Here is an 11,166-nt window from a genome sequence, read left to right as displayed (position 1 = left end):
TTCTTTGAAAAGAAAGAACCAAAGAAACTTTCAGATAGCTGCGCTACTCCTTACGCTCCGCAGTCCTCTTGCATTGAGTTTTCTTTGGGGTGTGGCAATAGCGGGCATAAAGCGTTATTTACCTAAGTGCCCGCTATTGCTCACACCCCAAGAGAATCAAAGACAAGGGCATCCGGCAGGCTCAAGAGATGCGTTAGCATCTCAAAAAGTTTTTCTGGTTCTCTTTGTTCACAAAGAGAACAGTACCCTCAAACATAGGGTAATGATTAATCGAACAGTTAAAAGTAATAAATAATATGAAACAGATTTCAGAACTTGAGCCGCGTTCCGTGTGGGAGATTTTCGAGCAGATCACCCAAGTGCCCCGTCCTTCGAAGCAAGAATCAAAGATACAAGCCTTTATCGAGGCCTTTGCCGACCAGCACCGGTTGGAACACAAGCGGGACGCGAAAGGGAACATCGTGATTATTCGACCCGCCGCGGCAGGACGGGAAAGCGAGCCCGCCTTGATTTTGCAGAGCCATATGGACATGGTGTGCGAGAAAGACTCCGACAGATCGATCGACTTCGGAAACGACCCGATTCAGGCATATGTCGACGGAGATTGGGTGAAAGCCCGCGGAACTACGCTGGGGGCAGACTGCGGGATCGGGATGGCCTTGCAGATGGCAGTGTTGATAGACAAGGATTTACGGTGCCCGAAAATCGAAGCCCTGTTCACCGTCGATGAAGAACAGGGACTGACCGGCGCGATGAACCTCGGCCAAGGGATGCTCACCGGCAGCCGGATGATCAACCTCGATTCGGAAGACGAAGGCGAGATCTTTATCGGCTGCGCCGGCGGGACAGACACTATCGCCACGATGACCTATACGCCCGAGAAAGCTCCCTCGGCAGCCGAATACCATTATTATAAGGTAGAGATCTCGGGTCTGCACGGAGGCCATTCCGGAGATGACATAGAAAAAGGGTATGCCAACTCCAATAAGCTGTTGAACCGCATCCTTTGGAACCTGGAGAAAGATTACGGCATGCGGTTGTGCCGGTTCGACGGCGGCAATCTGAGAAATGCCATTCCGCGCGAAGCGGCAGCGGTGGCGGCAATCCCTGCCGCACAGTGCGAAGCCGCCGAAAAGGCGTTCCGGCGGCTGGCCAATGATATGATTGCCGAATACAAGCATACGGAAGCCTCGATGAAGATCGACCTCGAACCTGTAGCGGAAGCCCCGGCTTATGTGTTGCCTGCCGATGTCCAGCGGCGTTTGCTGGATGTGTTGTATGCCGTGCCTCACGGAGTTATGGCGATGAGTTTCGCTATGCCGGGGTTGGTGGAGACCTCGACCAATCTGGCTTCGGTAAAGATGCCGGAGGAGGGGAAGATCGAGATCACGACTTCGCAGCGCAGCTCGGTCGAGAGTGCGAAGCGCGACGTGGCGGATCGGGTAGGGGCGGTCTTTGCGCTGGCGGGAGCCGACGTGTGCCATACGGACGGCTATCCGGGCTGGGCGCCGAATCCGGATTCGGCGCTTGTGCGCAAAGCTGCCGGGATTTATAAGGAAATGTTCGGAAACGAACCGAAAGTCCGGGCGATTCATGCGGGCTTGGAGTGCGGTCTGTTTTTGGCCCGGTATCCCCATCTGGACATCATTTCGACAGGGCCGACCTTGCGGGGCGTCCACTCTCCGGCAGAAAGGGTCGAGATCGCCAGCGTGGGCAAAGTATGGCAATATCTGTGCCGGCTGGTCGAATCGGTGTGATGCAATTATTTTATAAATAAGCACCTGATCGGCGGATTTCATCATGCCTTCTGGTGTTTTTCTCTTACACCGGCCTGAAACCGAACCGATTAGGTCAGTAAAAATATTTAATATCGTATGCGTGTCCTCGGAAAAACCGATAACGGCAAGGCATGCGGGAGGGTAAAAAACGAAATTCGTGAGAAAAAGTTTTTTTATCTCGGGATAGTATCCTATATTTGCCCATAGTTAGGGGTGGAGCCTAATGGAAACTCAAGTCAAACAATATTAACCCTTTTCACTTAAATGCTTTTATATGAAGAAAATTAGACTGTTAACATTGTTGGTCCTTGGTCTGCTTATAGGCGGTACAGCCTATGCGCAGAGCCGGGTGAGCGGTGTGGTTAAGTCTGCCGAAGACGGACAACCACTCGCAGGTGTAGTCGTACAGATCAAAGGTACGAACATTGGCGCTCTGACCAGTGCCGACGGTGCTTACACCATCAACAACGCATCGGTGGCTAATTCCACGCTGGTATTTAGCTACGCCGGTATGCGTAAACAAGAGATTGCGGTAGCGGGGAAAACGACTATCAACGTGACCTTGCAACCCGATGCTTTGCAGACAGAGGCAGTCACTGTGACTGCGCTGGGAGGACGGAAGCAGAACCGTGCACTCGGGTATGCCACGTCTTCCGTTAAAGGGGAAGAACTGGCCCGTACCAACACGATCAGCCCGGCAAATGCATTGCAGGGTAAGGTTGCCGGGGTGCAGATTGCCACAGGGGGGTCTGCCGGGGTAACTACGGCTCCGACCGTGACGATCCGTGGTGCCAAGTCGCTGACCAAGAACAACTCGCCGATCTATGTGATCGACGGGGTTATCATGGAATACGCTCAGCAGGACAAAGGAACCATCTACGGGAATAACGACCGGAATACGCAGTACGGTAACCAGTTGAAGAACCTGAACCCGGACGACTACGAAAGCGTGACGGTGCTGAAAGGGGCTGCTGCGACTTCGTTGTACGGTTCACGCGGTGCGAACGGCGCCATTGTGATTACCACCAAAAGCGGTAAGGCTCGAAAAGGGATCGGTGTCGAAGTAAGTTATGGTCATGAATGGGGCGTAACTTATAAGAACTCAATCGCCTTGCAGAACTTGTACAGCGCGGGGTACGGTTATAACGGCTATGAAGGGAACATTCCCGACGGAGCTGACGCGGCTTATAACGGATACTTGTCGGATTCGTTCGGTCCTTCGTTCGCTTCGTTGAAAGGTACACAACTGCGTCAGTATTATAAATACTACGCTCCGGACAATATCGACAACCCGTTGGAAGACGTTATAGCCTACCCGGACAACTGGAAAACGATCTATCAGAACAGCAACTACGACAACGTGAGCGTAGCGCTGACCGGGGGGTCGGACAAGGCTACTTTCCGTTTGTCGTATGCTTATACGAACACTGACGGGGCGATGCCGAACAACTCGTTCGACCGCCATTCGATCAACTTCACGACGAACGGTAAGATCAACGACATCTTCTCGACCAATCTGACCGTACAATATTCGAACTCGAATACGAAGAATGTCTATTACAGCAATGGTTGGGACTGGAATACCGTTCCGGGTTACATTACGGCTGCTACGATCAACCGGAATACGGATGTGCAGTGGTATCAGGATCATTTCATCAATCCGGAAACTTATCAACGGTATGGTACCTCGCAGCTGGGGAACTTGAACTCGTTGCTGAACAAGATTGCCGATGACAACACGAATCGGAATGAACAGACGTTGATTGCCCAATTGGGGCTGAACGCCCAGTTTACCGATTGGTTGGATGCCAACGTTAGCCTCAGCTACAACAACTGGCAGATCTTTACGGATACGAAAAACTACGGTTCAAGTACCGGACGTACCGGTAGCGACGGTTATTATAGCATCTGGGGGGAAACCAGCGGTTCGTACGACGGAATCGCCCAGTTGCACAGCAACAACCGTTTCATCGACGACAACTTGGAACTGGACGTACGTCTGTTGGCTGAAATTTACGGGAACACCCGTTCAACTTCTTATTCCAAGAGCACCAACGGCGGTTTGATAAGCCCCGGCTTGTGGACATTCGGGAACTCGGTAAATCCGATTACGGCAAGTCAGCTGGCTGCATCTGAAACTCCGCGTAATAATATGACCGTCGGGGTTGCAGGTGTAATCAACCTCTCGTGGAAAGATCAGGTGTACTTGGAAGTGACCGGCCGTAACGACTGGCTGAGTTCATTGCTGTACCCGACTTGGCTTCCGTACGGGCAGGATAACTACTCGGTATTCTATCCTTCGGTGAACGCATCGTGGGTATTTTCGGATACGTTCCAGATCGACCCGAACATCTTGTCGTTCGGTAAACTGCGTGCATCCTGGGCACAGGTAGGTAAGGGTACCGATGCGTACACTACTGCACAGGGGGCCGGTGGTTTCTCGATCAGTTCGATATATGGTCCGCAGAACAGTTCGCTTTTCCAAGCTTCACCGAACAATTCCGCTCTTCCGAACTACGACCTGAAGCCTGAACTCCAGACCTCTATCGAATTCGGTGCCGACCTGCGTTTCCTGAACGGTCGGATCGGTGTCGATGTGGCTTACTACAAAACCAATACGAAGAACCAGATTCTGGCTTTGAATGCGGTGAGCGAATCGGGTGTAAGCAGTCAGTGGGTCAATGCCGGTAACATCCAGAACCAAGGTTGGGAAATCCAGTTGGACGTGACTCCGATTCGGACTCGTACCGTGCAGTGGAACATCGGTGCAAACTGGAGCCGTAACCGCGGTAAGATCAAGGAGCTGGCTAATAACATCAACTATTATACCATTACCGGTGGTGTAGACGGTTCGCCGGGGGTATATGCTTTCGTCGACGGAGCTTACGGTGTCGTAGCAGCCGGTGGCGGTTACGGTAGCGGCCAGCCGATCGCAAGATACAATAATGCGGAAGATCCGAACGATTATCGGAATGGCATGAAACTGCTCTTCGTTGCTTCGAAAAATATTGATGGCAACTTGAATGTCAATCCGGAAGCAGGTGCACTCGGAGTTCCGGTCAATCCGGTATTCCGCTATCTGACTGCGAATAGTATTGCCGGATATTACGGTGAAGAATCTGAATATTGGGGTGGTAAAAAGAATCTTACTACCGAATTCGGTAGTGTTGAACCCGATTTCTATTACGGGATCAATACCTCGGTACAGGTGAACCTGCCGAACAACAACGGTTCGTTCGACTTCTTCGGCCAGATCGACGGTCGTTCGGGTGGTTATGCCATTCAGATTTCTCAGGAATACGCTACTGCATCCGGGACTACGGAAGAATCGTTGTATGGTCGTGATAAAGACCATGGCGGGCAGCGCCGTGTGAACTACAAAGGCGAATTTGAATACAATGGTATTATGCTGGATGGGGTATTCCACAAAACAAATTCCGTAGTCACCAGCTTGAAGACGGGCAATGATGTCGATTTGGCCGGAATGACCTATCGCGAAGCTATCGAAGCCGGGCACATCCAACCCATGTTGGCAAGCATATATTATCCATATAACTACTCTTGGGGTAGCCGTGTCGATAACTATGTTTCCAAACAGACTTACATGGCACTGCGTGAATTGACGTTGGGTTACAACTTCCCGGAAAAGTGGATCAAACACGTCGGTTTGCAGTCGGCTCGCCTGTCGTTTACCGCACGTAACGTATGTTACATTATCAATAAAACACGCGGTAAATCAAATCCGGATTCGTTCATCTCGAATAACGTGCTGACTCCGTATGACTACGGTACCACGCCGTTCGTGCGCAACTTCTCGTTCAACCTGAACCTGAGATTCTAATTTTAACAGCAAACGATTTTTCATATGAAAATAACAAAATATTTGATCGGCGGTTTGGCGGCTCTCGCTCTTGTCGGTTGCCAAGACAAGATGCGTGAGTTGAATACCAACCCGAACACTATCGGGGAAACCGACCCCAGATATATGTTCCTGGGAGCGATGCAGGACTTCGAGTACAGTACACGTGCTGTGATGGAAAACACGTATGGAAGTGCGGGTACCATGATGCAGTACTTTGTACACTACCAAGGGGCTACCAACGGCACCTACTGCAATCCTTCGGCTATAGAATTTGTTTCGCCTGCAACCATCCGTTATCAGTATGATATGTTTTACGATGTAGGCTATAAAATGGTCTCGTTGCAAAATTATATCGACGATGTGCTTCAAGAAGGCGACCGGGCGAAATATGCGGATTTGCATGCCATTGCCGGGATTGTCAAAATCTACGAAGGATTCCGGGTATTCCAGAATTACGGAGCGGCGGTTTACAGTCAGGCTTTCAAAGCGATTACCGAAGGGATTACTTTGCCGGAGTATGATCTGTTTACGGTCGAACTCTATAAGGAGATGGACAAAGAATTGGCTGAATATATTGCCGTTCTTCAAAGAGCAAAGACCGAGGGAACCTCTGAGCTGCTCGAGTATGACCCGTTGTATGGGTACACCATGCCTACCGCAGCTGGAGTTGCTCCGGCAAAAGTCAGTGATTATGATACGCAACGGACGAAGTGGAAAAAATTCGCCAACTCGTATCGTCTTTACATGGCTTGGATCATGAAACGTGCTATCGGAGATGAAGTATTCAATCAGGTGCTCAACGAAACGAAAGCCTCCGGGTGGTTCGAAAGCGCTGCCGACGGGTGCTTCGCCTACATGGACGGTTCCAGCCAGAATAGTTCGATCTACAACAACTCGGGGCCGAATACCATCAGTACCTATTATTCTGTTTCGGATAACTTCATTCATTATCTGAAAGTGTTGGACGACCCGCGTCTGCCGCTCTTGGCTCGTGCCAATAGCCTGTATGAGGAAAATAAAGCCATCCAATGGATGCAGGCTTATTTCCCCGATTCGTTGAAAGAACATTGGATCTACAAGAAAAGCGGCTCGGGTGCAGCAGCTTCCGGTACGTGGGAAAAGAAGTCGTGGGACGGAGTGCTCGACTTTGCCAGTGACCCGATGTTGGCTTATCAAGGACAAACGGCGAACCCGGAATATTTCGAACAGGGTGGCCCGGGTGAATTCTGGGGGCAACGTACATTCACTTTCCGGTTCTATCATCCGGACTACGATCCGAAGGATCAGACTGCCAATGAAAAGTTAGGTATCTGGACCGTAGACAATGTAGGTACTCCTACAGCAGACTTCCCTGCAAAATATACGATTTGGGGAGCCGATACCAGTTTCACTTTGACCATGGCATCGCGTCCGCAAGGCCGTTATTTCGTCGCCTGTGGGGGACGTACCTTCGGAGACGGCTCGACGAACTACGCAAACGGGTATGATGGCCCGGCATCGAACTGGGCAAGTCTCTTCTATCACCGTCCGGTGTATACCTATCCTGAATTCTGCTTCATGATGGCCTATCTGACCAATGACGGAGCGAATACCGGGAAAACAGCGGATGTGTGGTATGAAGAAGGGGTAGCAGCCGCTATGAAAGAACTTCAAAATGATGCTCTGTGCTATCAGATCCAGGTGGCCACAAACCCGAATACTACCACAACAGAAAACAATCAGACGGTGATGAATAACCCGAAGATCGTTGGGGTAAACGATACGGAATTATATTCCATCACGGAGGCTGATATTTCTGACTATACGACCGCTCAGGCCTTAAGTAGCGCTACCGATAAGAAAGAGGCTATCGTGGGTCAGATGTGGATCTACGCTTACAACCAGCCGACGAAGATGTGGGACTGGTGGCGTATCACGGGTTATCCCAAATTGAAAACGGTAAAGACGCCGGCTGATCGGCCGTCAGGTCTGTATTGGGTGAACCCGACCGCTCGTGACAATGGAGAAGCATTGAGTTTCCCGCGTCGTGCATCGCTTCCGCAGCCGCAGGCAGCCAATAACCAGAACTATGAGGCAGCACGTCAGCTGTTGCTTCAACAGCCTATGTACGGGTCGATGTATAATGAAACTACCGGACGTATCTTCTGGGATACGGAAGGTTTGTAGGATCAATCTTTGACTGACGGATATTTCCAGCTCGAAAACTCGGGCTGGAAATACCTTTCCTGTTTCTACCCGGTTTCTCTTATGGTGTTAGTAGTCTTGGGAGAATTCCGACCGGGAGGCCTCCGGGCCGGCATGCCTGCGTCAACGACGCAAACATGCCGCGCCAGGAGGCCTTTTGTCGTATTACGGAACGGACAAAACGAACCAGCGCCCGACCCTCCGCAAAGCTATGAACTGCGGGAGAAGGGAATTAGGGGAAAATCACTAACTTTGCAAAAAATTTAAATAACTGAACAGGATGTCTTATAATCTTCTGAAAGGTAAAAAAGGTCTGATCTTCGGGGCGCTCAACGACAAATCCATCGCCTGGCAGGTGGCCGAGCGGGCCGTCGAAGAAGGAGCAGAGATCGTGCTGACCAATACGGCCATGGCGGCACGCATGGGCGGTACGGCTGAGCTGGCCGAGAAACTGAACACCATATTCGTTCCGGCGGACGCGACCAGTGTCGAAGACCTGGAAAACCTGATCGACAAAACGATGGAACATTTCGGCGGGAAATTCGACTTCATCCTCCACTCCATCGGCATGTCGCCCAACGTGCGCAAGGGACGCACTTACGACGACCTCGACTACGGCTTCCTGATGAAAACGCTCGATATTTCGGCCATCTCGTTCCACAAGATGATGCAGGTGGCGCGGAAGAAAGACGCGATCAACGAATGGGGCTCGATCGTGGCACTCTCATATATCGCGGCGCAGCGCACGCTGTACGGATACAACGACATGGCGGATGCCAAGGCATTGCTGGAGTCGATCGCGCGGTCGTTCGGTTATATCTACGGACGGGAAAAGAAGATTCGGGTCAATACCGTATCGCAGTCGCCGACGCCGACCACGGCGGGGAACGGTGTGATGGGGCTTGACCACCTGATGGACTTCGCACAGCGCATGTCGCCGCTGGGAAATGCCACGGCATTGGATTGCGCCAACTATGTCCTGACCCTGTTCAGCGATTTGACCAAGAAGGTGACGATGCAGAATCTTTTCCACGACGGAGGATTCTCCAGCATGGGGATGAGCCGCCGGGCCATGAAACTTTACAGCCAGAGCTTGGAACAGGAACTCAAGGAATACGAAGAAAAGAACATGGAATTCCTCGATGTAAAACACGAGAAATGATAAGCGGCGGGCGTTTTATTCCGCTCCATGCGGGCCTCTTCGGGAGGCCCGCATTTATTTTACGCGATTATATAAATGTACTTTGCTCCTCTTTTCGAGTTCGGCTTTGCGCCGGGGGTCGCTTTTAGCGGCCGGGGGGCGGCGCGAGCCGAAAAATTGGAACAAGGGATGGCGGGTATGATAAAGTATATAATCGCGTTATTTTATTATGGATAATATCTACTTTAAGTTGGTAAAGTCGCGAGCTCAGCCTGAGGGGGGAGAGGAAAACTCTCGGATCGAGTGCCGAGCGGCACCTTCCGCGGGGGAGGCCCGCACTTGGTTGTTTAGCTCCGCAGTCCTTTGTCATTGCGTTTTCTTTGGGCCGGGACAATAGACCGCTCTTAATATTGCGATCTTTTGAACCGCCGACCTCCGCGGTGCCGCCAGACAGACTGGGAGTTTGCTCAGCCTTAGGGGAGTGGGCGCGAGGTCGAATACGCAGAACTTTTTATTGTACAGTTAATTATAGACCCTTGCAAACGTTTCCGTCATGTTGTCGGCGATCTCATTATTGTCAGGCCGGAGCCACCCTGGGCGAAGGGCTGGTGCCGCTGGACACTCCAACCGAGCTGTAATTACCCTAACACGCTGGCTCCGGGCCGTGCGAAAACCGTTTGAAAAACTGTAGGCTGCTTTTGCACCGTTCCGTGAGTGACCATTCTTTCTTGAAAGAAAGGCCCCCTCGGGGCTTTCCGGACTGTAATTGCCCGACTCCTTCCTTAGGCTCCGCAGTCCCACTTTCCCATAGGATTTTTCGTCGCAGTCTGTCAAAGAAAATGCAGAATATAACAATTCAGGAATATTTTTAACAAATAGATCAATTCCTCGTTCCGCTCGAGCCGGCGATTGAGAGAAAAAGTATTATTTTGCAAACAGCAAGAAACAGAATCCTTATTATCCCGTAAAGCATACAGTATGAAGATCAACAAAAGCGGAGCCGCTCTGTCCCAGATCGTGCAGATCGGCGAGAAACTCAAGAAACTGACTGCCGAGACCGGGCAGGAATACCTGCCGTTGAACCGAGGGGTCAACGCAGTAGTGAATATCGACCTGAGAGAAGTAGTCGGAAACATGGATTTCAACTCGAACGACATCCAGGTTTACCCTCCGGGGCCGGGTTTTCCCGCTTTGCGCCAGGCGATCAACGACGAATATTTCGGCGGCAAATCTTCGCCCGACAACATCCTGATCTCGGCCGGAGGGATGAATGCCCTCGATCTGGTGGTTCAGGCGGTGGGGATGGGGACGCTCTATCTTCCGGTCTATTACTGGGGCTGCTATTTCCAGATGTTGAAAGTTCGCGGTATCGGGAATGCCGAATATATGGCTCAGAGCGATCTGGAGGGGATGATTCCGGAATTGCAAGGCAACGCCGTGCTGATCTGTGACCCGGGGAACCCGTTAGGTGAAAAATACGACGACGAACAGCAGTTCGCACTGATCAAGAAACTCAACGACGCAGGCATTGTCGTCTTTTTCGACAGCCCGTACCGCCGGATCTTTTACGACAAACGGGATAACTACTACCAGCGCTTGATGGAGCTGGAAAATGTGGTCATCACCGAAAGTTTCAGCAAATCGGTCGGCCTGAGCGGCCAGCGTTTAGGGTTTATCCACACGACGAACAAAGAATTGCACGACGAATTGGAAATCCGTCTGATGTATTGCACCAACGGGGTCAATGCGTTCGCACAGCAGCTCGTCTTGCGGCTTCTGACCACTCCCGAGGGGATCAAGGCGGCTTCGGCATTCAAGGCGGCCACTGCGCGCGACATCGCCCTGAATATCGAATATCTGAAACAGCGCGGCCTGCTGGCCGAAGAATACTATCACGCGAGCACGCCGAAAGGGATTTTCGTCGTGGTGAACCGGACCGAGGAAGAACTGCTGGAACACCGTATCGGAAGCGTGTCATTGTCGTTCTTCACCAAGAGCCAGAAGGAAAAAGCCTCGAAGTTCGCCCGTATTTGCGTGTCGGCTCCGCACGGGAAGTTCGTCAAATATTTCGAGCAGGTGAGGTAACAAAAGGGAGTTGTAAAAACGTCGATTCTGGTTGTACAAAGGGCTGTCGATTGAGGTCGACGGCCCTTTGTTTCGACCTTAGCTTCCGGAAACGGCACAAAAAATCCGGGCCACTT

Annotated in this window: 6 protein-coding genes; all 6 read left to right on the top strand. The window is 51.4% G+C overall.

The annotated features are described in order from the left end of the window. Positions 1-295: hypothetical protein (locus Q0Z93_RS00175; RefSeq protein ID WP_298061313.1), on the top strand; the 295-nt coding region annotated here is incomplete at its 5' end. A 1-nt stretch (position 296) separates the two neighbouring features. Next, complete coding sequence (locus Q0Z93_RS00170) at positions 297-1,757, top strand: aminoacyl-histidine dipeptidase (RefSeq protein WP_298061310.1); 1,461 nt, start codon at positions 297-299, stop codon at positions 1,755-1,757. A gap of 295 nt (positions 1,758-2,052) precedes the next feature. Beyond that, positions 2,053-5,619, top strand: a complete 3,567-nt coding sequence (locus tag Q0Z93_RS00165; RefSeq protein WP_298061308.1) for a SusC/RagA family TonB-linked outer membrane protein — start codon at positions 2,053-2,055, stop codon at positions 5,617-5,619. Positions 5,620-5,643: 24 nt separating this feature from the next. After that, entirely contained in the window at positions 5,644-7,806 is a 2,163-nt protein-coding gene (locus Q0Z93_RS00160; protein WP_298061307.1) for a SusD/RagB family nutrient-binding outer membrane lipoprotein, read from the top strand. A 298-nt stretch (positions 7,807-8,104) separates the two neighbouring features. Then, positions 8,105-8,986 carry an SDR family oxidoreductase gene (locus Q0Z93_RS00155; RefSeq protein ID WP_298061303.1) on the top strand — a complete coding sequence of 294 codons (882 nt, stop codon included), beginning with the start codon at positions 8,105-8,107 and terminating at the stop codon, positions 8,984-8,986. A gap of 957 nt (positions 8,987-9,943) precedes the next feature. Next, complete coding sequence (locus Q0Z93_RS00150) at positions 9,944-11,050, top strand: pyridoxal phosphate-dependent aminotransferase (protein ID WP_298061301.1); 1,107 nt, start codon at positions 9,944-9,946, stop codon at positions 11,048-11,050. The last annotated feature ends 116 nt before the right edge of the window (positions 11,051-11,166 follow it).

This window comes from uncultured Rikenella sp. (genome assembly GCF_947628055.1).
Classification (GTDB): Bacteria; Bacteroidota; Bacteroidia; order Bacteroidales; family Rikenellaceae; genus Rikenella.
This window is presented reverse-complemented; position numbering and strand designations above follow the sequence as displayed.

Bases quoted from the DNA above. Each gene is read 5' to 3' on its own strand.
- Q0Z93_RS00165 (WP_298061308.1), top strand. From the start codon at position 2,053: ATGAAGAAAATTAGACTGTTAACATTGTTGGTCCTTGGTCTGCTTATA.
- Q0Z93_RS00170 (WP_298061310.1), top strand. From the start codon at position 297: ATGAAACAGATTTCAGAACTTGAGCCGCGTTCCGTGTGGGAGATTTTC.
- Q0Z93_RS00155 (WP_298061303.1), top strand. From the start codon at position 8,105: ATGTCTTATAATCTTCTGAAAGGTAAAAAAGGTCTGATCTTCGGGGCG.
- Q0Z93_RS00160 (WP_298061307.1), top strand. From the start codon at position 5,644: ATGAAAATAACAAAATATTTGATCGGCGGTTTGGCGGCTCTCGCTCTT.
- Q0Z93_RS00150 (WP_298061301.1), top strand. From the start codon at position 9,944: ATGAAGATCAACAAAAGCGGAGCCGCTCTGTCCCAGATCGTGCAGATC.